Raw genomic sequence first — 23799 nt, forward strand, 5'->3', positions numbered from 1 at the left:
CTACTGAATTATGATTCGTGAAGTTGTCCAACAAGCCTTGAGTGTGGGTTACTTAACCCTTGAAGACGAAGACAAACTGCGGCGGCTGCTTCAGATTAAGTATGATTCTGAGGATCTAAATGCTTTTTTTATGTTGCAGCTTGCTGCTATGGAAGGTCGTGTTAAGCAACAGTCTCGCGAATTTTCCCACAACTGAGCCTAGTCGTGGAACAAGTGTTAAACGCTTAAAATTGTGAGGTCAATATGGCTTTCAGTAGCTACAAGAGTATTGGTGCAGTTGTCCAAGAATTTCAGATTACCTATACCGAAGCAAATTTCATCGGTGAAATAGAGTTTAACATCTCTGACTACTTCCGAGAAGACTTACAAACCGTCATGGGGGAAGAAGTTGTTGATAACTCAGAATTTGCCATTTGTGAAAATTTAATTTATCCCGTTTTAAAAGAAGTCTGGAAGTGCGATCGCAGCAAGTTCCTTTTGTGGAGTCACGAGTCACTCACCTGTGATGAAAATCTTTCAGGATTTCCCGCCTATATCTTGGCGAAACGCTCTCCATTGGGAAAGGTTGTCTTTGATAAACCTTACTTCCTTTTAATTGAAGCAAAGCAAGATAAATTTGAAGAAGGATGGGGTCAGTGTCTAGCCGAAATGATTGCCGCACAACAACTGAATGAAGACCTACAAATGACGGTTTTCGGGATTGTTTCTAACGGCGATCGCTGGCAATTTGGTAAACTAGAAGCCAATACATTTGCCAGAAATATTATTTTTTATAGCATTCAGGAGCTTGAGAAACTGTTTAGTGCTATTAACTATGTTTTCAGACAGTGTGAATTGCAACTTGATGAGAAAGTAGCAGCTTAATCTAGAGAATCTTTGTAGAGTTGCCAGGTTTGTTCAATTTCCTGCTTCATGCACTGTCGCAACTGTTGGGGGAAAATTACTTCTACTTTAGGTCCCCAGGCTCGCAGTCGCATGATTACATTATTTTCATTTTGGCGATAGCGAAGGGTATAGTAAGCTGCATCTGGATACTGGTTAATGTGTGTTATGAGTTTTCTTTGATTTGGTAACTCTAATTGCTTAATTAAAGCTATTGCATCTTTATGGCTATCCAGCTTCTCAAAGGTAGGATGACGGAAGGAGTTGTCAATGTAGCATTGGGCAAAATTTGCCTCAAAACGGAGGAGAGTTAAACCGACATTTTCATAAAAATCAAAGCCATAAGCAGAGTCTAATTCTTGTTGGATATAATCAGGACTGTAGTTTTCAGGGTGGTTAATAATTTCTGATTGTAGAAATGGTAAATTGGCAGTATCCCAGGATAAGGTTTTGAGTCGGGTTATCCGTTCTAAACGGTAATTATACCATCCTATTTGCGGTTGAGCCTCAGTTCGCTGCGGTCTTTGACCAAATGCACAAAGGTAGTAAGCTCTTTGATAATAATAAAGACAGACTGGGTAAACGATGTACTTTGTGGTTTTATTTAAGTAAGCACTGTAATAAGTAATTTGAATGGGTGGGGTAGGAGCAATCTTCCAAAGTTCTTTTAATCGATCTGCTGAGTCGGCTGATGCCTCACGGAGTTCTTCATTGACTACATATTCGTGATGTATGAATAAGCGCTGTTCGCCATTAATTTTTGTGAGTAAAAGCTCGGCGATCGCTGATACTTCATTGGTAAAAATCTCTAAAGCTACGTCAGAATCAAAGCTTTGGTTGGTTGCTAATATTTCAAGTATAGCAGCAGGCGATCGCTTGCGAAATTTGTGAATCTGCTTTTTTGAATTAGTCTTTTCATTAATAACTTTTCGTTCTAAAATCTGATTTTTGAGGGTAGCTAACTGAGTAAATTGATTGCGGAAGGTGCGCTCTGTAGTAGCAAATATCGAAATTGATAATAATTCTTGAATGTCATTATCTTCTAGGTTATATCTAGATTTTAAGACTGAAATAAACTGGCTTTTAACTACTCCAGTGTAGTCAGCAAACAACCAATATTCTAAGGTATGAGATTGATAATTACTAATTATTTGCTTAAACTTAGTTAACCAATCAGCACAGTTAAATAGTTCGGCTTCAAATTCGATAAAGAAATGACTATCGGGGTCGTATAATGACCGTAAAATTACCCATCGTCTCGCACCACTTGCTAAAAGCATGAGGCAATTAGATTTGGCTTGAGGGGAAAGATTATTAGAAACTTGTAGTAATTCCGGCACAAGTTTCTCTAAACGTTGTACCGTCGGAAAAAATTGTTCGGTAGACATAAGTTAATCCTTTTATCCATCTGCTTTTTTTTGATTATCTCAGGTGTTGGAAAGCCCCTTTTCTTACTGCCTGTCATATTAAAGGGAACGGGGAATGGGGAACAGACAATACATAGTTTGAATGCTGAACAGCTTATGACTACTACAATTCCTAACGAGTCTTACCACAGCGGAGAATTTTCTCCAACTGCAATCCTGGATGAATTCCTCCGTTTAGAAAATTTTCAACGTGCATGGGAAAAGGTAGCCGAAAATCGCGGTTGTGCGGGGGGAGATGGGGAAACTATTGATAGATTTGCTCGCAATCAAACTCTTAATATTTATCAATTACGCGATGCGGTTGCTAATGTCACTTATCAACCTTTCCCTTGCAAGCAGGTGATTATTCCTAAACGAAATGGCACGCAAAGAGAGTTAAAAATTCCCACCGTCAGGGACAGGATTGTCCAGCAGGCTTTATTAAATGTACTCTATCCGTTAATGGAGGAGAAGTTTAATAAAGCCAGTTTTGCCTATCGTCCTAATTTATCTTACATCAATGCGGTGGAGGAAGTTGCACAGTGGCGAGATCTGGGATATCGTTGGGTGTTAGATGCAGATATTGTCAAGTTTTTTGATAATATTGACCACCACAGATTATTAAAAGAAGTTAGGTTACACATCGATAATCCGAGAATTTTATGTTTGATTAAATCTTGGATATCAGTTGGGGTGTTAACGGAGGAAGGGTTGATATTGCCACAAAAGGGTATTCCTCAAGGTGCGGTTGTTTCTCCCATTTTGGCGAATGTTTATTTGCATGAGTTTGATGAGTTGGTTACGGCAACAGATTTAAAGCTGGTGCGCTATGCGGATGATTTTCTGGTTTTAGCCCGGACTCAAGAGCGGATTTTACAAGCCAAGTTAGAAATTGTCAATTTATTGGAATCAATAGGATTGACGATGCATACCGAGAAAACCCAAATTACTCATTTTGAGCGTGGGTTTCGGTTTTTAGGTCATGGTTTTTTTGAAAATGCTATTTTTCCTATCGATGCAAATGAAGTGAGTCTGAAGTCAGCTTTAGAGAAAGTTAAGGGCATAATTCTAGGGCTAACTAAACGTAAGAATAAACGTAAAAAAAAAGGCGTTGCTGAATTGGGGGATGAAATCTGTAGGGGCAATCCTCCCGCAGTTGCCCCCCACCGCTTTCATTCAGCAAGGTCAAAAAAAAGTCCTAACGCTGAAACTTCTCCCCCAAACCCTCTCTTACAAAGAGAGGAAAGTCAGTTTTCTTCCCCTTCTCTACAAGGGAAGGAAGTTGGAGGGTTAGGTCAGGACAATGACGAGGAAGTAAGAGATATTGCGACTTTACATCAACCTTTTCTGGCAGAAGTAGAAACGGAATTACTTCCTCAAAGCGAGGAGGATGATAGTGTTTTTCAAAAAAATATTTGGCATCGAGAAATGGCAGCTATTTATCTAATCGAACAAGGCACGAGTATCTATAAGGATTACCAACGTTTTATCATTCATGTGTCTGAAAAACAGAAGGTTGAAGTACCGATTCGAGAAGTGCAGCAAATTCTGGTTTTTGGCAATATTCAATTATCCACTCCGGTGATTCAAGCTTGTTTGCAATCAGAAATAGCGGTGTTGTTTCTTAGTCAAAGCGGTCAATATCACGGTCATTTATGGAGTGCTGAGTCAAGGCATTTAGAGAATGAGTTGGTACAAGTTGAGAAACGCGGTGATGCGGATTTTCAATTTAATGTGTCTAAGGCGATTGTCTATGGTAAGTTGATGAATTCTAAGCAGCTATTGTTGCGTTTTAACCGCAAGCGCAAACTAAGGGAGGTGGAGAAGGCGATTTTTGGCATCAATTAAGATATTGAGTCGTTGGAGTTGGTGGATAATTTAGATACGTTACGCGGTTATGAGGGGATAGGGGCGGCGAGGTATTTTCCAGCGTTTGGGAAGTTAATTACTAATTCTAAGTTTGAATTTTGTCTGCGTAACCGTCAACCGCCAACAGACCCAGTTAATTCTTTATTGAGTTTTGGTTACACGCTTTTGTTTAATAATGTGTTGAGTTTTATTATCGCTGAGGGGCTTTCTCCTTATTTAGGTAATTTTCATTATGGGGAAAAGCAAAAGCCTTATTTAGCTTTTGATTTGATGGAGGAAATGAGGTCGGTTGTTGTTGATGGCTTGGTTTTAATGATTATTAATAATTCTGTGTTCAAACCACAAGATTTTGATGTAGCCGCTAGTACGGGAGGGGTCTATTTAAATCAATCAGCAAGACGGGTTTTTCTCAAACAGTTTGAAACTCGGATGAATGAAGAAGTTTCCCATCCAGATTTGCAGTCTCCAGTCACCTATCGTCATGCGATTCAATTACAAGTCAGACGATATAAACGTAGTTTATTATCTGGGGCTGGCTATGAAGCTTTTTTAAGAGCTACGTAAATGTTAGTCGTTGTTGTTTATGATATTCCTGATGATAAAAGACGTACTAAGTTGTCCAATTTTTTAGAGGGATATGGGCGAAGAGTTCAACTTTCTGTGTTTGAATGTTTCTTAAATTTGGAGGAAATGCGGCAGCTTTTTGAAAAGGTGCAAAAGTTAGTTAAGCCGATTGAGGATAATGTGCGATTTTATTGGATATCGCAGGAAGCTGTATCGAGGTCGTTAATTATTGGTGGGGAAGCACCCCAACCACCGCCAAAGTATTATGTTATCTAGGTTTGAGGACATTTTAAGGAGAGTTTTCAGATGTTCATCTACACACCTCGGCAAATCGTCGAAACCCTATATTTTTCGTTGAGGTGTGTCGATGCCTTACAGGGAAAGGGTTTGAGGGATGTGTTTTGAGCAATTTTGGGAAAGATATGTTACTCTTTTAAGAGGTGTGTCGATTCGGCGGCTGAAACCTTTACTGGGTTTGGGCTGCTAGACGAACTCCCTACCGATTGGGTTAAATCGGATTAGTTGGAAACAACTACAGTAGCAAGCAAACTAGCAGCAGTCAATAAGTTAACCCTACCGATTGGGTTAAATCGGATTAGTTGGAAACGCAGAGCTAATAGTGCTCCAAGTCCTAAAACAGTTATCCCTACCGATTGGGTTAAATCGGATTAGTTGGAAACTTGATACTTTCTATTTGTGAAGCTAAAGAATCAAGCCCTACCGATTGGGTTAAATCGGATTAGTTGGAAACATTTTCTACTGCGCCACTTCCTACCACTGAAGGGCGGTAAGCCCTACCGATTGGGTTAAATCGGATTAGTTGGAAACGAATTAGCAGTGACCGTCGCAATCCCAAGGACACGAAGCGCCCTACCGATTGGGTTAAATCGGATTAGTTGGAAACTGTATTACCGTTAGTATTTAAATTACCTAATGTAAAAACCCCTACCGATTGGGTTAAATCGGATTAGTTGGAAACTGTGACTTATTATCTACCTTACCCCCCGGAGGGTTACAGAACCCTACCGATTGGGTTAAATCGGATTAGTTGGAAACGGATATAATCCTCCACTGGGACTGAACGATATCACTTCCCTACCGATTGGGTTAAATCGGATTAGTTGGAAACATCAAGTTTAACTCGTCACTAGGCTTCAACTTTAAGATTCCCTACCGATTGGGTTAAATCGGATTAGTTGGAAACCGGCACATCTCGCCGGCAGTTTTGACAGTACCACAAACCCTACCGATTGGGTTAAATCGGATTAGTTGGAAACAATTAGCAAAACTCTAAAAACACTTTTCTTCATTTTCCCTACCGATTGGGTTAAATCGGATTAGTTGGAAACTTTTCACCAGGCTGATGCTTGTAAATAACTATATCTTCACCCTACCGATTGGGTTAAATCGGATTAGTTGGAAACTTAAGATTGACATTGATTTCCCTCTAATACTTCCAAACCCTACCGATTGGGTTAAATCGGATTAGTTGGAAACCCACCATTCCGGGCTTCAGATTGAAAGAAGCCTGCCCACCCTACCGATTGGGTTAAATCGGATTAGTTGGAAACAAACTCTAAAAAACACTTTTCTCATTTCGATGAGGCGTAATTTTCCCCTACCGATTGGGTTAAATCGGATTAGTTGGAAACGGAGAAGCTTGGTAAACAAAACTATTAGCTTTGCTTTTCCCCTACCGATTGGGTTAAATCGGATTAGTTGGAAACTGGTAAACAAAACTGAATTAGCTTTGCTTTTCACCGCCCTACCGATTGGGTTAAATCGGATTAGTTGGAAACAACTTTTTCGTCTGTTTATCAAGCTATATTGTGGAGAAGCCCTACCGATTGGGTTAAATCGGATTAGTTGGAAACTTTATCAAGCTATATTGTGGAGAAGCTTGGTAAACAAAACCCCTACCGATTGGGTTAAATCGGATTAGTTGGAAACCTCGGACTTCTCCCGACCATTCAATTCCAGCGCCCCTACCGATTGGGTTAAATCGGATTAGTTGGAAACGAATTACTACTGAGCTGTCCCGTTTGAGATGCAGCCCTACCGATTGGGTTAAATCGGATTAGTTGGAAACCAGAAATAACGGAGGAAACAGTTACGTTAGCCCCCTACCGATTGGGTTAAATCGGATTAGTTGGAAACAGGAACAGCACCTTGGAACTTCAGCACTGGAGGTGTTGAACCCTACCGATTGGGTTAAATCGGATTAGTTGGAAACTCTCTGGCAACTCCCAGATCCAGATGTCCAGAGCTGGACCCTACCGATTGGGTTAAATCGGATTAGTTGGAAACATATTCTGCTTCTTGGGCTTTCTTGCGCCACGTCCCTACCGATTGGGTTAAATCGGATTAGTTGGAAACTGTTTCCCCGCGCGATCGCTCGATCCCTAAAATCAGGGTCCCTACCGATTGGGTTAAATCGGATTAGTTGGAAACGATTGAGTCGCTCGTGCTAGCTGGAATAGGCTTGTAAGCTGTGCCCTACCGATTGGGTTAAATCGGATTAGTTGGAAACCGGGTAAGGACAGGACGCCCTCTACTAGAAAAATTTCCCCTACCGATTGGGTTAAATCGGATTAGTTGGAAACTTCAGTCCTCCACCAGTTGTCCGAAGAGCAACAGTGGAACCCTACCGATTGGGTTAAATCGGATTAGTTGGAAACCTTGTAAGCGCCGCCTTCAATCCAAGTAAACGAGGGGAAACCCTACCGATTGGGTTAAATCGGATTAGTTGGAAACCAAAAAGGATTAACCCAGGGCCTTTGAAGAAATCGTTGTCCCTACCGATTGGGTTAAATCGGATTAGTTGGAAACCCTGGATTGATTGTGCAATCTGCCTTGAGAATCGCCCCTACCGATTGGGTTAAATCGGATTAGTTGGAAACTAACGGGGGCAGCGGTTGCTGTCCCGTTGTTTTTACCCCTACCGATTGGGTTAAATCGGATTAGTTGGAAACGTTGGCATCCCCGCCGTTGCACTCCGATGGGTAGTCACCCTACCGATTGGGTTAAATCGGATTAGTTGGAAACGCATGGACTTGTCCTTTTTGAAGAAACTAATGTTTCCCTACCGATTGGGTTAAATCGGATTAGTTGGAAACGGTTGTGGTTGTATCTTACGTTCATTTTTTTAGTTCCTTTTAACCCTACCGATTGGGTTAAATCGGATTAGTTGGAAACACTTGTTAGTGGTCGCCGAACGAAATTGCTTATTTAACCCTACCGATTGGGTTAAATCGGATTAGTTGGAAACGATTTACTACCATGGCAACCAGCAAGGAAAATTAAGCCCCCTACCGATTGGGTTAAATCGGATTAGTTGGAAACTTTTGTGAATTGTGACCAAGCCCCCCAGCTTTGTAGTCCCTACCGATTGGGTTAAATCGGATTAGTTGGAAACTCCCTCTGCTATATAAATGGAACACCCACAATGGCATTCCCTACCGATTGGGTTAAATCGGATTAGTTGGAAACCACTATCCCTAATTGTTCTCGAACATTCGGCAAACTTCCCTACCGATTGGGTTAAATCGGATTAGTTGGAAACGAAAGTTGTGGAAACATTGGAAACGGAGTTTGAGGAACCCTACCGATTGGGTTAAATCGGATTAGTTGGAAACGTAGTACCTGTGCTTTCCGCTTGGAAAGTACGACCGCCCCTACCGATTGGGTTAAATCGGATTAGTTGGAAACGGTGTTTCCATCTGCAGTGCCGTAAGCAGGAGCAGTACCCTACCGATTGGGTTAAATCGGATTAGTTGGAAACAAAAGGAGGAACCGAAAAACCAAATCAACAAAGTTTGAGTACCCTACCGATTGGGTTAAATCGGATTAGTTGGAAACCAGTGGCATTGGAGCCAGAGGTGGTGGTGATCGGCTTATTCGACCCTACCGATTGGGTTAAATCGGATTAGTTGGAAACAATAGGACAGAATTGTCACCAATCTGTCCACCCAGTGAAAACCCTACCGATTGGGTTAAATCGGATTAGTTGGAAAGATTTTCATTTACCTTTGCTTGACACCCTGAAAGTAAACCCTACCGATTGGGTTAAATCGGATTAGTTGGAAAGCGAACCAGAACTGGGCAAACTCACAGTATGCCGTTTCCCCCTACCGATTGGGTTAAATCGGATTAGTTGGAAAGGCCATTGTTGTAGGCGACCTCACGGAAGCCGTATTCCCTACCGATTGGGTTAAATCGGATTAGTTGGAAAGCTGGAAATATCGACCTTGCCGGTCACTTTACAGCCCTACCGATTGGGTTAAATCGGATTAGTTGGAAAGTTTTAGTTGTCTTTCTACCTCCCCGAGTATCTCTTCCCCCTACCGATTGGGTTAAATCGGATTAGTTGGAAAGTACTAGATCCATTTTTTTCTCCTTTTAGGTGTATGCCCTACCGATTGGGTTAAATCGGATTAGTTGGAAACTCCTTTGGGCTGGGCAAGTACGAAGGGGAATGTGTCCCTTACCCTACCGATTGGGTTAAATCGGATTAGTTGGAAACTTTCATGCATCGCGCCGACCCGCCCCTTTGTCATCAGCCCTACCGATTGGGTTAAATCGGATTAGTTGGAAACTTCCAGGTCTCGCTTTCGCTGAGACCTGATGGGTTTATCCCTACCGATTGGGTTAAATCGGATTAGTTGGAAAGTTCTCAACGTTGAGGGGGATTGAAAGCTTCTAACCCCTACCGATTGGGTTAAATCGGATTAGTTGGAAAGACGTTAAAGAATGGTTCCAGAGCTGGGCGCAGGACCCTACCGATTGGGTTAAATCGGATTAGTTGGAAACTTTGGGCAACGCCAGCTTGAGTACGAACTTGCGCCCTACCGATTGGGTTAAATCGGATTAGTTGGAAACCTGAAGTCAAATCTTTGACAACAACTTTCCAAACACCCTACCGATTGGGTTAAATCGGATTAGTTGGAAACTGTCCAACTCTAGCTCAACCTCCTACCCAGAAAATCAGCCCTACCGATTGGGTTAAATCGGATTAGTTGGAAACTCTTTTTTGCAACTTTTAAAAACTAGAAAACTTTTAGCCCTACCGATTGGGTTAAATCGGATTAGTTGGAAACCTGAAGTCAAATCTTTGACAACAACTTTCCAAACACCCTACCGATTGGGTTAAATCGGATTAGTTGGAAACTGTCCAACTCTAGCTCAACCTCCTACCCAGAAAATCAGCCCTACCGATTGGGTTAAATCGGATTAGTTGGAAACTCTTTTTTGCAACTTTTAAAAACTAGAAAACTTTTAGCCCTACCGATTGGGTTAAATCGGATTAGTTGGAAACTTTATTCCCTTCCGAAGAGGGGTTTTTTTCAGTTGCAACCCTACCGATTGGGTTAAATCGGATTAGTTGGAAACCAACGTTCGCCATTGTCTGACGAAAGAATGGCTTTTCCGCCCTACCGATTGGGTTAAATCGGATTAGTTGGAAACGTTGAGCCTGTTCTTGGTTTCCACCTTTGAGCGAGGCTTGACCCTACCGATTGGGTTAAATCGGATTAGTTGGAAACAGTGCAAGCACCGACATTCATGTCCGCTCCGGGAATTACTTCCCTACCGATTGGGTTAAATCGGATTAGTTGGAAACCAAATGCTGTGGCACCTGATGGCGCACTCCGTCATCCCTACCGATTGGGTTAAATCGGATTAGTTGGAAACAGAAACGTCACCAGTGCGGTTGTTGTTAGCATTGGACCCTATCGATTGGGTTAAATCGGATTAGTTGGAAACCGTATTCTCGTTGTCGAGATTACAGAAACCCAAAGCACCCTACCGATTGGGTTAAATCGGATTAGTTGGAAACCAAATGCTGTGGCACCTGATGGCGCACTCCGTCATCCCTACCGATTGGGTTAAATCGGATTAGTTGGAAACAGAAACGTCACCAGTGCGGTTGTTGTTAGCATTGGACCCTATCGATTGGGTTAAATCGGATTAGTTGGAAACTCTTGGGCAGAGGCAACATCCACCCCGGCCATTAATAAACCCTACAGATTGGGTTAAATCGGTAAGGTTAGAAACTTGCCCAACGAAAATAAATAAACTCTAGACCTATGATTTTGTCCGAACTTAGGAGCATTGTAGAGTGGTCAAAGTTGTCACGATCAACATTCTGTTTGAAAGAGAAACATGGGCACAGCGACGCGAACTTTTGGTGGAGGGTTTGGCAGCACAACAGGCAGATTTAATTGGACTACAAGAGGTCATACTTCCAGAAGACAACAGCGCTTGGTTGGCACAGCAACTTAATATGCCTTACGTGCAGCTAGTACCCTACAAAGGACCAGACAATTATGGAGCGGCAATTCTCAGCCGTTATCCCTTCACGCAACAAGATACCCTTGATTTGGGAAGTCAGGAACGCATAGCACAATACGTGCAGGTTGAAGTGAATGGTCAGCCATTGGTATTTTGTAACGGCCATTATTACTGGTATCCAGGTCCCAATCCCGAACGGGTAAAACAAGTGCAGTTGCTCCTCGACTGGCTGGGTAAATTACCACCCGATATGCCAATCATAGCCGTAGGGGATTTTAACGGAATGCCCGAAACACCTGCAATCGCACTGATGCGCGAACAATTTACCTCAGCTTACGCCGCATATAACGATCGTGAGCCAGAGTATACCTGTCCCACACCCTTAAAAAAACAACGCAGTTGGCAGTACAAGTTACGCAAATACTTAGTCAGCTCGTGGCTTAACCGCACCTTGCAACCTTGGCATGGTACGTTAGACTACATATTTATCAACCAGCATTTGCGAGTGCGCCATTGCCAACTCATTCTCACCTCCCCTGCCCCCAATGACCGCAGGCTTTACCCCTCCGACCATTTTGGCATTGCTGCTGAACTTGAAATAGTCAGGGAATCATCTTGAGCGATCAGTCATTACATTTGCGATCGCTCACTTTCTAAATCCCGACTCAATGACATTCGACAGCAGATATTGTTTTAGCTTTTCGCTCTCCTTTCGTGCGACAGTTTACAGGTTTTGCTGTTGCTTAAGTAGATGAAAATGAGAAGTTTCTCCCGATTGGATTGAATCGGATTAGTTAGAAAGACCCCATTCCAAGCACTTGTTATATTGAACCTACCGATTGAGTTAAATCGGAATTAACCAGGTTTTGTTTATGAGGTACTTCCAGTGGCAACATTTAGAGAACGAGCTGAAGCTAGACTAACTGAATGGATAAATAGCGGAAAAAGCAATAGACAAGTATTAGTGTTTCCGCTAGAGTACGATCAACTACGGGCTTTTTTATGGTCTAGTCGCGAAGCTAGAAAATCCGAAGAATTCAGTGAATATATCCCCAGCCTTGGATCAGCAAATTTCCAAGCACTCGGTCATAATAATTACCACGAAATGCTGAACGTGCGAGAATGTTGTAGTCGTTGCAGTACAACTTATAAATTAGAAAACTTATCAATATGTGTCGAATGCGAGTGCTCCTATTGCTATCGTTGTGTAGAAGGTAGTTCCTGTCGCTGTGGTGGAGAATTGGTAGGTTAGTGATATTTACATAATTAACTATAGATTTTCCTGACTTGAAGCAAGAAGTCTGAAAATCAGGTAGGAGATCCCCGATTTCTTGGAGAAGTCGGGGATCTTAGCTTTTTAGCGATCGCTTTTAGACTCAACTGCAAACCGCTACATTGCATAACAGAGCCTTTCTATATTCTAACTTCCCACTCAAACAAGAAAACCCCTTTTCCACCGTTGAGTTTTAATACAAATAACAAACAAGAAAAGGATTCCAAAACATTTATGGGAACAACCCGGCGGGTACTAATTCTTGCCGATGGCGACAATACCTTCTTGGCTGCACAAAGGTTTAACAGGAGGCTGGACTGGCAGAAAATCCGAGACTATCTTGCTGACCCGCAAGAAGGTCGAGAACTAATTGAAATGGTGATCTATATCGGTTTACCACCAGCCAGAGAGCGATTTGAAGAACAACGAAAAACTAAAGAAAAATTCATTTACTGGGCAAAAAGTAATGGGTTTTTAGTAGTTCATAAAGAAGGTAAAACCAAGGGTGATGAATATGAAACCAACATTGATATTGTCATGGCGATGGATGCCATTGAATTCGCCTTAGACGTTCGCCCCGATATTGTTGTCTTAGTCACTGGAGATTCTGACTTTGCCTACCTTGCCGAAAAACTGAGAAGGCGGGGAATGCGGGTAGAAGTTGCCTCTGTCGAACAATCTCTCGGCAACGATCTCAAAGTTGCTGCCAGTAGTATCGTCGATTTGATTGGAGTCTTCGATAGCTTTGAACAAAAAAAAAACCAGCAAAATTTTCACCGAATTGGTCACACTAATATCTTTGATTAAAAAGGAGTCAAAAACCATGCTATCTCTACAAAACATGAACATTTTATCTCGCCACCTCCCCGCCTACCGCTCTACTTTTTCTAAGCTTATCTCAATTCATCCAAGGAGAATTATGCAGACCCTCAACGGTAAATTAATCACCGAAGATCCATCCGAGTTAGATAAAATTAAGCAAGAAATTGAAAATCTCACCCAACAGTTTGAACACTTAGAACTACAGATGACAACAATCAGCGAGAACAGTGAAAATGACAAAACAGATTATCTCAAACAAATTGTTTCCGTCGAAACGTCCTTACAAAAGTTAGAACGAATTTATAACCGCTTGCTATCGACAACTATTGTGGCAGCTATCGGCTTAGCAAGTTGGTCTGTTGTCTTAGGTTTTAATCATGACCAAACCCCAATTAAACAGGTAAATTCCACAGTAGACAGCGCCTTAACTCAACCATCTGCAAACCGTTAGTAAGCGACTCTCTTAGAGGATGTTTTAAAAGGTACTTGACAAACATCCTCTTCATCTTTGTTAACTCAACTACCATTAACGAGATTGCAATGAAAGCAATTTTCAAGCGAATCCAAAAGTGGCGATCGCCTCAGTTAAATGAGCCGCAAAAAGTTAGCGATCAACAGCCAACTCTTGTTAACTCAAACACCACAAAGGAGACTACCGTGAGAGCAATTGTCAACGGTAAATTAGTAAATTTACCTAATGGCGCAACCGTTGAAGATTTGAGATCTAAACTGCCAGAAATTGGCAACGATGACGTTATGGAAGAAGGGTTTGGCGGCACTAAGCCCTTAAAAGAACATGAAGCCCTCAAAGAAGGTTCCAAAGTTTGGACTGTTCCCAAAATTGTAAAAGGATAAAAGAAATTATGACAATAGCAATCAATCGTAATCAAACAGGTTTTCAACCCAACACGAGACTACTTGCCGAACTCAAACTTCTAGAAAAAGCAGCAAAAAACGTACACGTTGGCAGTAAAACCATTGATGGCATTCAATACACAGCCGTACTGGTTAAAGGAATGCCATTGTCTTCTCGGAAATTTACAGTTTCTAATACCGATGTCTTATTCCTACTGCCACCAGATTACCCGCGTCTTCCCCCAATTGGCTGCTATCTTAACTACCCTTGGAATACCGTTGGCGAGGGAGATCATCACTTCACCCACCAGAGTCACTATGGCGCACCTTTTTTAAGTGATGAAGGCTGGTACTGGTACTGCGTCGGACTGGGTGGCGGCTTTAATCAAGACAGATGGCTTAACTCCTGGCGACCTAGCAATCAACCCGATCGAGGACACAATCTCTCAACTTTATTTGTCACCGCCCGCCACGCAATTAACACAGATGATTGAGTGCAAATAAACACAACATGGGTAGTAAATTGTAGGGCGGGTTAGGCGATCGCCGTAACCCACCAAAGCCTAAAAAATGGTGCGTTACGCTACGCTAACACCCTACAATTGACTTTCTTAAGAATAGTGCAACATCTCAGTTTTACCTAACTACAACTCCCGATACACACCTCATTACCGAAAAAAATCATGAACAACAAAAAATCTCCCCAGATTTCTCTCCACATTCCCCCAAAAATGTGGCATCAATTTCACCACACCTTGCTTGATGCTCGCACAAACAATGAAGAAGTAATTGGATTCTTATTCTGTAAATGCCATCAGGTCTCAAAACAGAAAATTAGATATTTACCTCAATCTTGGGTTGTTCCCTCTCCCGATTGCTACGAACGTCAATCGGCTAGTGAATTAGTGATGAAACAGCAATTTCATGAGTACTTGCTTGAGACATTTTTGGAAAAGGAACAATTAGATGTCGTTCACATTCATACTCACAGCGATCGCCACAAACCTGAATTTTCCTGCGTTGATGACCTTTATGAATCAGCATATGCTAAATTTCTCTCGTCTCACTTCAAAAAAAAGCCGCGTTTAATCTCTGGAGTTTTTGACGAAACATTCCAACACTCTCAATTCCGCATTTGGGACAGAAAAGGCAAATCATTCGAGAGCATTAACTGCACTCAATCTTGGTTTGAACTAACCCAAGAGGCGAATCGCGATTGGACAGAATTGATGTTTGCCCGTCAACAAGTCTTTGGAGAAGGGGTGCAAAAACAGCTTGGCGAACTCACCGTCGCCTTGATTGGCTGTGGCGGCATTGGCTCAATTTTTGCCGAACTGCTGGGGCGTTTGGGGGTGAAAAAATGGATATTAATTGACCCCGATCGCTTAGAATCAGTTAACCTCAATCGCCTACCTGCTGCCACCCAGGAAATGGCTGACCAGCAGTGGCATAAGGTTCACTATGTCAAGCACCTGATCAAACGCATCTACGCCACTGGTTCTGCTGTCAAAGCCATACCCGCCTCAATTGCTGATGCAGCGGCGAGACAGGAAGTAGCTGCTGCTGATTTGATTGTCGTAGCAACTGACAATCACTCCTCTCGGCAAGTTGCCCAAGAATTAGCCCTAGCATATATGCGTCCCCTGGTTTGTCTGGGTACTCACATCGACATGCAACCGAATAATACACCGCGAATGTATTGTCGCGTCACCGTCCCACCGCTTGGGGGTGGGTGGTGTCTAATGTGCGGCAATATTATTAACTTGCATCGCGCTGCCCTAGAGTCTGCCGCAAACGAGATTAATCATCTAGCTGCCAAAGTTGGTTATGTAGAAGGCATCAGCAATCCGGCAGTATTCTGGTTGAATAGCCTGTGTGCGAGTACGGGAGTTGGCATCATCCACAGTATGCTCAGTGGCTTTCTGAATGTGGATAATGGTCTTGACTGGGTTTATGAGTTTCCTGGGTCTAATTGGCTTAAGGCAGATACCAACTATTTAGGTACTTCTGGTTGTTATTTTTGTGGGGGTTGAGTATCGCTTAGGCGTTGGTGCGACTTGAGGAGGGAAGGCAATCGGCAAAGCTGAGAGCATCTGGATCGAGGGATGAGGCGATCTCTGACTCTAGAACCGCCTCGATTGGATAGTCGATCTCGGCAGCACGTGCTAAAAGCGCTTCCCTGATATGTTCTGGTAGCTTTTCCAAGAAGGCTTGAGCGGTTATTGGATCGAGGTGATGTGTCTGTGTGGCGGATTGCATAATCATTCCCTCATTGGAATCTTGACGTTGAATGGATTAATCGGCGAATCGCTTTCAACCGTTGGCTGCTATCACCCTCGTTGAAAAGGGCTGTCATCGTGGAATCATATACTCGTAGGGTGTCAGTTGGTCAAGTCCTTAAGCTGCTGCGAATATCAAACTTTGGAAAAGGGTTTTTCCAGCCATGTTTATACTAATGACATCAGCAATCACAAGCAAATAGCCAAACGCTGTAACTGAACATGGAAAAAGCTAATCAGTGTTACACCATCATTACTTTTGCTCCAATTCAAGCATTTATCGAAAAATCGCGCAAACTGCGGGACTTATATGGCAGTTCTTTTCTCCTCTCTTATTTAGCTTGTGCGATTTGCAATGCCGCCAAAAAAAATGGTTGTTCTGTTGTGTCTCCAGCGTTAATTAATCTGACGCAAGGAACACCCAACCAAATTATTATTGCAGGAGATTTCCCGAAAACAACAGCAGAGGAAGTTTTTAATACGGCTTGGCGAACTGTTGTAGAAACCTGCCGTGGATACATCGAGAAGGAAGTAAAAACCTTTACCATCAAGAAGGAATTAAAGACCTTTACTTATACATGGCAGCGACAATGGAATGCTTGGTCAAATCATGGCTGGGAGTTTTTTTGGGCGCAAAGCAAAGAAGAAGAACTCTGTCAAGAAAAAGAAGCTGGAGTCACTGAAAAAGATGCCACTCTAATTACTCATGCCCGCCGCAAACTGAATCAAATTAAAACTCAACGAAATTGGACAGGGATTAATTGGCAGGGAGAAAGTTCAACACTATCGGGGACGGAAGCGATCGCATACCCTCGCATGACCGATAAAACTCATCCCCTCTCCTCTAGTATGGCAGAACAAACTCAGGAAATTAAGCAATTTCATGAAAGTCTGAGTCAGAAACTAGGGGAAGCTATTCTCGACCCTTCTGAACGATTGAGTATTCCTGAACTAATTAAGCGGTTAATCACCTTAGATGCAATTGCCAAGCAATTAAATCTTGCAGAAACAGATCTTCCTAGCGTTGAAGTTCCAGAAAGTTTTGTTGAATTAAACCGATTTGAAAATAAATTATGGACAGGATGGTTTCAAGGGGATGGGGATAAGATTGGCGAGTATCTGCGGCAGTTGAGAGATCAAGGTAAAGATGAAGCTGAATCTCTCAAGACTTTTAGCAAAGCGATGATGGAATGGGGTAAAAAGCTGAAGTATTATTTACCGCCTTCTCAAGAAGATAGAGTTAAACGCCAGAATTTAGATGCGGCGGATGGACGAATTATTTATGCAGGTGGAGATGATTTTTTTGGTGTCCTCTACCGAGAGGATAAGACTGCATTAAAGCCGCAAGAATGCCTTAATTGGTTCTATCAATTCCCCGAAACTTGTTGGAAAAAGCATGATCAAAAAATTACGGTGAGTGTAGGCTTAGTTTGGGCTGCCCCTAATGTACCTCAACGGGATGTGCTGCAACACTGTCGAGATGCAGAGAAATCAGCTAAGAAAAAAGGACGCGATCGCCTCGCTATCCGTATCCTATTTAATAGCGGGAATCACCTAGAATGGGTTTGTCCTTGGTGGTGTTTGCAAAATTTTCTAGAAAGTTACCAAGACAGACAAAGAGATATACTAGTCTCTTTGAAGGAAAAGCAAAATAACCCTAAGAAAAAAAACAACTGGACGCATTTTTATAATGATGTTGCGACTTTAGAATCTCACCATGCTTTTGAGGGACAAACACAAATTGCACTTGGTCTATTTGAGATTTACTTGGGTAAAGAAAATCGCCAATGTTTAGAAACTCATCTGTGGGATAAAGAGGGTAAAACTGGAATTTTAGGCAATCAACCCCATGACGAGGAAAAACAAAACATCAAAGCTTTAAATAAGTGGGTAATTAACCTGGCTAAAGTTGGGTTCCATTTGTTCTAGTCTGCATCTAATTTAATTCTGTCCTCAAGTAAGATTTCATTATTATGTTTTGTCACCTGATTATTATCCAACCTCTCGGTTTTCTATATGGCAGTGCTGGTCCATTTCTTTCGCCAGATAACTTAGTGGGGCGATCGGGAAATAGCTTTCCCCCCAGTGCAGCAACAGTATCGGGATTATATGCTGCTAGATACAGCAAACCTGGAACCAATGAACGAGGCGAAACTACCCAAAGATTAGATCTACCAGATTTAATTCTAGCGGGTCCTTTTTGGGCTTATACCGAGAATCCACAAAACTTTTACGTTCCAACTCCATTTAACTATTTAGCCGAGATGAATCCTCCGCAAGATGGGCAAGAAATTCGTCAAGGGAAAATTACCGAAAAATTAGCTTGGAACAGCAAAAATCAGCAATGGCAACCGCTAAAAGTTGGCAAGTTTGATACTAAAACCTGGCTACCAATTAACGAATGGGAGAAGTCTGAGACCGTTTCTGAAGTGCCTTGGCAGTATTTACCTCATTTACATCCGCGTTTAGAAATTGACCAGCGTCGGGTCGATACAAGTTTAGAACGGGGCAGTTTGTTCTTGGAAAATTCAATTCAAATGCATCCGGATACTTGTTTAGTTTATTTGACTAATACACCCATTGATGAGGGTTGGTACCGTTTTGGAGGTGAGGGACATTTGGTAGATGTACAGTGTCAGGAGATTACTAATGAAACGCTTTTAAAACTATTACATAAACCTGTAGGAGGTAATTTTGCCCTGATTTCGCCTGCGGTCTGGGGTTCTAATCGCTTATCTTACCGACTTCCCACCATTGGGCAAAAAGAGGACTGGAAAACAGCACCAGAATGGGAAAAAGCCCAAATTTTCACCGAACGTCCTATTCCCTTTCGTTATCGGCTAGGAGGAACGGGTGAAACCAAACGCCTCGCTAGGGGACGTTACGCTGTCCCCGCTGGAACTGTCTATGTTTTGGAAACGGGGATTTCCCAACCTTGGTTTGAATGGAATAAGTCTTGGTTCCCTTGTGAAGGTTATTCCTATAAACGTTGGGGCTGTGGCTTAGCTTTACCTGTGTAAAAATCGCGCATTTAATATAGTTTGGAGACTTAACGATGTATCATAAAGCTTACGGAATTATTGAAACTCAAGCGCCCTTGCATGTGGGTGCAAGTGCGGGAGAAGAAAGCGGCAATCTCAACCTAATTTTTCGAGACCAATTTACCCAAACCGGAATAATTCCTGGCAGTTCGATTCGGGGACGGTTTCGGGCAGATATGCGAGGGCAAAATTCAACTGAAACAAATAAGTGGTACGGACATGAAGCTATTGCTGAACCTGGACAAAAAGACGGCGGCACAACTGAAGCTATGGTTAAATTTGAATATGCTTCCCTTGTTTGGCTACCTGTATTTTGTCCTGGTCAACCGATTGTTTGGGTTAGCTGTCCTTTACTCCTGAAACGCTATCAGCAAATTACGAAGATTGAAACGTCCATTCCTCTTCCTTATACTGCGTCTCCAGGGTTAAAAGCGAGAGTTGTGCCAGAAGAGGTTAACGAAGAGATTAACCAAGCCAAACCAGGAGTTAGCCCAGCCAAACCAGGAGTTAATCAAGCAAAATCAGGGGTTAATCAAGCAAAATCAGGAGTTAGTCAAGCCAAGCCAGGAGTTAACCAAAGGAAAAAAGTCTTATTTTTCAATCTCGGTTTTTTAGAAATTGACCATGAAGTTGATCTATCTCCTTGGATTCCAACTGGGACAGATTTAGACCCTAATCAGTTAGTAGTTGTTCATAACAACGACATCGCTCAATTACATGATATGGCGCTCTATCGGCAAAGTCGAGTCAAACTTTTAGATGACATGAAAAAAGTTGATACAGAGAAAGGTGCATTCTTCAATGTAGAAGCTTTACCTGTGGGAAGTATCTTAATTTTTCCCCTTGCTTTAAAACAAAAGGGCTGGAAACCTTTCAAGGCTTCTGAACCCAATCAATCTTATACAGAAGAACTGTATTTTGGTGGTTTGGAATCTATTGGGTTTGGTCGGTGTAAAGTTACCCTGGCAGGGGATGGATTCAACGTATCTGAAACTGAAACGGAAACACAGGAGGCTAATCACTAATGGCTTGGAAATCTTATACCACAACTCGCACAGCTAACATAGACCAAACAGCCCAACAGCTAATTTTAGATGCGAAAAAACGCGATCGCGATTCCCTTAATCAAGCGTTTAAAATGCGAGAAACCGTCGCCTATGGATTAGAACGGTTTTGGGGAGAACATTTACGACTACAAGCTAAAGAACTTAATAAATCTCTCTACTGGAAAGAAACTTGGGATGCTTTAGTCGAGATAATGAAAAATGCCGGAATTAAAATTCCCAACGATGTTGTTAATGTCAACAACACCTCAGCCGTTGAAGCTATGGCGCAGAAATTGTGGAAACTCGATCTTGAAGATCAACGCATTATCTTAGCCGTGTTGAGTCAGTTGTGCGATGCCCTTGTTTGGTGGACACAACGCTATAAAGGGACATCCTCATCTAGTTAACAGGGAACAGGGAACAGCAAACAGGGTTGTTTGTAGGTTGGGTTGAGCAATAGCTAAACCCAACACCTATAGAAATTGCCGTTTTTTCCTTGACCTAACCTCCAGAGTTTTTGCTTAAGTCAATACCATTTCAGTTAAATTTGTTCAGATAGAATTGAGTAAATCCTATGTCTCATCTTCCAGATCCAGAGCAGAAAATTCCTTTGATGTTTCGCGCCCAAATTAAAGGGCGATCGCAACTTCACTTTATTGACCAAAATAAACAGGAACAAGATAGTGAACGTTGGGTATCTGAATGGATTGAACGGGTAGATACTAAACAGCCAGAATTTGGCGAAGATGTCAAAACCCATACCTATACCTTTCCTTGGCGATTTGTTACCAACGGCGGGCAAGATGAAGGAATTATTCGCCCAGTCATGGGGGCTTATGGGTTCCCGTTTTATCCCGGTAGCTCCATGAAAGGGATATTTTGTCAAGCTTGTACGTCCGAACAACGAGAACGTTATCGACTGACCAAAAATGGAGATGAACCCAGTTTATTGCGGTTTCATGGGGGCTATCCCGTTAATGATTGGACGCAAAATCTGCTTGATATTGTCCATCCGCAGCAAGGATGGCAAGTCAAAACAACCGATACCCGCGATAAACCAAGAGGAGAAAGTGCTTTTGCTCTCATTTCCCTTTATCAACCCACATTTGAATTTGGGATTTCTAGTTTACTGCCGGATACTAACTGGGATGAAGTATGGCAAATTTGGGAAAAAGCATTAGGGTTTGGGCTGGGGTGTCGGGTAAGTAGTGGCTATGGTTTAGCCCAAGCCCGTTTGGAGGGAGAGGAAGAAAAAGCACTCCCAACTCAAGGTAATTTACTCTATAAATGTCATCTAACAGGAAAAGGACAAGCCCCTAAGTTACTAGATAGTGAAGACGGAGAATTTCGTCCTAACATTTTTAGAGGAGCTGTGCGGGGTCATGCTTTACGCATTTTTGGCGGTTTGACGGGAGATAAAACAGCGGAGGATTTAGTCGATACGTTGTTTGGTGGTGTTCGGGGAGAGGGCACACAAGGGTTATTGGCAATTGCGTTTAAATCTTCTCATTTAAAGATTGAACCATTCCAGGCTGGCTATGGTGAACCAACTTATCAGGTGACAGGTGAACTGCGTTGGTTGTTGACTCAATCTTTAGCAGCAGCACAACAGGAGTGTTTAAAGAAACTGATTCGTGGCTTGATGCGCTTTACCATGTTATTCGGTGGGTTTGGTAAGTCTTGGCGACGGGCAGATCATCGGGAATTTTATGATAACTATTACCGAAACAAGAAAAAACCGTTAATCGGTTGTCATTGGCAATGGCATGGAAACTCTTTGGCTGAAGCAATTCCGGTTAGAAATTTAAACCAGGTTGCACCTTTTATTGAAGCAGTGCAACAGACAGCAAAAGAGTGGATGAGTTTGCAAGGGATTACGGCTAAACCTAACAATAAAGCTCCTTGGCGAGAAATCTGGCATCCTAAAAATGTGGAGGTTTGGGGACGGATTGCGGAAGATGAAGATGATTCTTTGGCGATTCAATGGTTTCATCAACCTTATCAACGTAATGACGGTAGCCTAGGACAACCTGAACTTAGTATTAAACGCTCATCCGTAACTGGTTTTGTCGGTCGAATGAGTCAAGTGGGTCGGATTTGGCATCGGATGTATCCCAAGGTTATTCTAGGCACTAATCCTAATGACCCAAATGGGAGAAACGTGCCGCGCCGAACCCGCGAATATCTGGAACTGTTAACGATTTTTCCTGATGATTCTGATGAATGCCAAGATTTTCTAGGTTTTCTCGATCAGCAAGCTGAAATTGATTCTTCAGGAAAATCTTTTCAAAGGCTTTGGGGTGAGTTGGCTGAGTAAGTGACATCTCCTACACCTAAACTTCGGTCATGGCGACAATTTGAGCGATCGCCAATTGATAAAGCCAGAGCTAGAAGAGAGTTAATTGACCGAAGCCTAGAGAGAGGATATCGACCAGGTATCGTACTAATTGATGCTGGCTACGGCAATAACATAAAGTTCCTACTGGAACTGGAAAAAAGGAAACTTAGGTATTTAGGGGATTAGCAGCGCACTATTACAACTAGCGCTGGCTATCAATTTCCTGCTATTAGTTGGAGCTATATTCTTTACTAACTTACCTACTTGGTTATTACTCCCGCTTTTACTAAGCTGTTGCTGCATTCTTATAGTTGCTCTCAAAAAACTTGCTGTCGGTCGGTTTTATCCAAAATCCCTTCCTGACCGAGAAGCAAACCAGAAAAAAGAGTACGAACTGCAACTGCTTTTCGACAACAAAACTATTGACGCTCATAGAAGAAGATTACACGCCCGACTAACCCAATCGCTCGTTCTTACACAGGGCTATAGTACGGCTCAGCAGGGAGCATCGGAGGCTCGATTTAAACATTACTTGGAAAGGTATTTTCCCCATCATATTTATCAAGGTTTTAAACTACCTATTCCCGAAAGCGACCTGAGTTACAGTGCAGATTTTACCTACGCAGACAGAGCGCTTGGCCTATAGAACCCATTTGACATCTCAGGAAGGGGCTGCAAGCCGCTTCAGCATTAACCTGACAAAGCAGAGATTGATCTTGGTCGTGGCATGAGATAAAGTGCGCTCAAAGTTCTTCACGAGACTTTTACAGCGCTCCATCCAAGCATTCGATCGTTCGATGACCCAGCGAGCCACTGCTGGGACAAAGCCCGCTTTGCCTTGTGCTGCTTTCTCTTGTTTCGAGGGTTTCGTTGACAATTCAAAGCTGATTTTCGTCATGATATCGGGATAAACCTGCTCTAACGCCTCAATCAAAGCGTCAATGTGATCACCGTGGTCTAGCAGGATCGTGATCTTAGGAATATTGACGGGTTTCGCTTTGAAATAATCGGCGTTGCTGAATTAGGGTATGATAAAGCGAGCGATCGTGCGAGCGCCAAAAAAAACACTCATGAAGATGCAATATTATGCAATGCCCTGAATGTCAGTCAACTCATATTAATAAAAATGGTCAGAA

The 23799-nt window shown here is 42.5% G+C and carries 17 protein-coding genes, 3 pseudogenes and 1 CRISPR repeat array; of the genes and pseudogenes, 17 read left to right on the plus strand and 3 right to left on the minus strand.

Annotated elements, in window-relative coordinates; all coding sequences use genetic code 11:
• Nucleotides 1-10: 10 nt before the first annotated feature.
• Nucleotides 11-196, plus strand: a complete 186-nt coding sequence (locus tag ACFW2W_RS02965; RefSeq protein WP_378173124.1) for a hypothetical protein — start codon at nt 11-13, stop codon at nt 194-196.
• A gap of 47 nt (nt 197-243) precedes the next feature.
• A complete protein-coding gene (locus ACFW2W_RS02970) occupies nt 244-864 on the plus strand; it encodes a hypothetical protein (RefSeq protein WP_378173127.1) in 621 nt (206 codons plus the stop codon).
• Here the strand turns inward: ACFW2W_RS02970 and ACFW2W_RS02975 are convergent.
• Nucleotides 861-2270, minus strand: a complete 1410-nt coding sequence (locus ACFW2W_RS02975) for a TIGR03985 family CRISPR-associated protein (RefSeq protein ID WP_378173129.1) — start codon at nt 2268-2270, stop codon at nt 861-863. The two genes, ACFW2W_RS02970 and ACFW2W_RS02975, sit on opposite strands and share 4 nt — an antisense overlap.
• A 135-nt stretch (nt 2271-2405) precedes the next feature.
• Here ACFW2W_RS02975 and ACFW2W_RS02980 point away from each other — a divergent pair.
• The 9 genes and pseudogenes from ACFW2W_RS02980 to ACFW2W_RS03020 all read left to right on the plus strand — a co-directional run.
• A pseudogene (locus ACFW2W_RS02980) lies at nt 2406-3395 on the plus strand (reverse transcriptase domain-containing protein); the annotation flags it as partial.
• A 321-nt stretch (nt 3396-3716) separates the two neighbouring features.
• A pseudogene (cas1, locus tag ACFW2W_RS02985) lies at nt 3717-4721 on the plus strand (CRISPR-associated endonuclease Cas1).
• Nucleotides 4722-4997: a CRISPR-associated endonuclease Cas2 gene (gene cas2 / locus ACFW2W_RS02990; RefSeq protein ID WP_378173132.1), complete on the plus strand. Its 276-nt coding sequence runs from the start codon at nt 4722-4724 to the stop codon at nt 4995-4997.
• A 218-nt stretch (nt 4998-5215) separates the two neighbouring features.
• Nucleotides 5216-10772: direct repeats of the CRISPR family, unit length 36 nt; unit sequence CCCTACCGATTGGGTTAAATCGGATTAGTTGGAAAC.
• A gap of 64 nt (nt 10773-10836) precedes the next feature.
• Nucleotides 10837-11628, plus strand: coding sequence for an endonuclease/exonuclease/phosphatase family protein (locus ACFW2W_RS02995; protein ID WP_378173135.1), 792 nt, complete (start codon nt 10837-10839; stop codon nt 11626-11628).
• A gap of 888 nt (nt 11629-12516) precedes the next feature.
• A complete protein-coding gene (locus ACFW2W_RS03000; protein ID WP_378173137.1) occupies nt 12517-13089 on the plus strand; it encodes an NYN domain-containing protein in 573 nt (190 codons plus the stop codon).
• Between the two features lie 112 nt (nt 13090-13201).
• Nucleotides 13202-13555 carry a hypothetical protein gene (locus ACFW2W_RS03005; protein ID WP_378173140.1) on the plus strand — a complete coding sequence of 118 codons (354 nt, stop codon included), beginning with the start codon at nt 13202-13204 and terminating at the stop codon, nt 13553-13555.
• Between the two features lie 89 nt (nt 13556-13644).
• Complete coding sequence (locus ACFW2W_RS03010; protein ID WP_378173141.1) at nt 13645-13959, plus strand: hypothetical protein; 315 nt, start codon at nt 13645-13647, stop codon at nt 13957-13959.
• A gap of 8 nt (nt 13960-13967) precedes the next feature.
• Nucleotides 13968-14453, plus strand: coding sequence for a hypothetical protein (locus tag ACFW2W_RS03015; RefSeq protein ID WP_378173144.1), 486 nt, complete (start codon nt 13968-13970; stop codon nt 14451-14453).
• 189 nt (nt 14454-14642) lie between these two features.
• Nucleotides 14643-15992 carry a HesA/MoeB/ThiF family protein gene (locus ACFW2W_RS03020; protein WP_378173146.1) on the plus strand — a complete coding sequence of 450 codons (1350 nt, stop codon included), beginning with the start codon at nt 14643-14645 and terminating at the stop codon, nt 15990-15992.
• A 7-nt stretch (nt 15993-15999) separates the two neighbouring features.
• On the opposite strand, the gene ACFW2W_RS03025 is transcribed toward ACFW2W_RS03020, so the two are convergent.
• Nucleotides 16000-16218 carry a hypothetical protein gene (locus ACFW2W_RS03025; protein ID WP_378173149.1) on the minus strand — a complete coding sequence of 73 codons (219 nt, stop codon included), beginning with the start codon at nt 16216-16218 and terminating at the stop codon, nt 16000-16002.
• Between the two features lie 242 nt (nt 16219-16460).
• On the opposite strand from ACFW2W_RS03025, the gene ACFW2W_RS03030 reads away from it, so the two are divergent.
• The 6 genes from ACFW2W_RS03030 to ACFW2W_RS03055 all read left to right on the plus strand — a co-directional run bounded on the left by ACFW2W_RS03030 (nt 16461) and on the right by ACFW2W_RS03055 (nt 22849).
• Entirely contained in the window at nt 16461-18167 is a 1707-nt protein-coding gene (locus ACFW2W_RS03030) for a type III-B CRISPR-associated protein Cas10/Cmr2 (protein WP_378173152.1), read from the plus strand.
• 44 nt (nt 18168-18211) lie between these two features.
• Nucleotides 18212-19258, plus strand: coding sequence for a type III-B CRISPR module-associated Cmr3 family protein (locus tag ACFW2W_RS03035; RefSeq protein WP_378173154.1), 1047 nt, complete (start codon nt 18212-18214; stop codon nt 19256-19258).
• A 35-nt stretch (nt 19259-19293) separates the two neighbouring features.
• Nucleotides 19294-20304, plus strand: a complete 1011-nt coding sequence (locus tag ACFW2W_RS03040) for an RAMP superfamily CRISPR-associated protein (RefSeq protein ID WP_378173157.1) — start codon at nt 19294-19296, stop codon at nt 20302-20304.
• Nucleotides 20304-20732 carry a hypothetical protein gene (locus ACFW2W_RS03045; RefSeq protein WP_378173160.1) on the plus strand — a complete coding sequence of 143 codons (429 nt, stop codon included), beginning with the start codon at nt 20304-20306 and terminating at the stop codon, nt 20730-20732. The genes ACFW2W_RS03040 and ACFW2W_RS03045 overlap by 1 nt, the downstream gene beginning before the upstream one ends.
• Nucleotides 20733-20899: 167 nt before the next feature.
• Entirely contained in the window at nt 20900-22642 is a 1743-nt protein-coding gene (locus ACFW2W_RS03050) for an RAMP superfamily protein (protein ID WP_378173163.1), read from the plus strand.
• Entirely contained in the window at nt 22643-22849 is a 207-nt protein-coding gene (locus ACFW2W_RS03055) for a hypothetical protein (protein ID WP_378173168.1), read from the plus strand.
• Nucleotides 22850-23324: 475 nt separating this feature from the next.
• Here ACFW2W_RS03055 and ACFW2W_RS03060 read toward each other — a convergent pair.
• Nucleotides 23325-23678: pseudogene (locus ACFW2W_RS03060) on the minus strand (hypothetical protein); the annotation flags it as partial.
• Nucleotides 23679-23799 lie beyond the last annotated feature (121 nt).

The sequence above is a fragment of the Coleofasciculus sp. H7-2 genome (genome assembly GCF_042747725.1).
GTDB lineage: Bacteria > Cyanobacteriota > Cyanobacteriia > Cyanobacteriales > FACHB-T130 > FACHB-T130.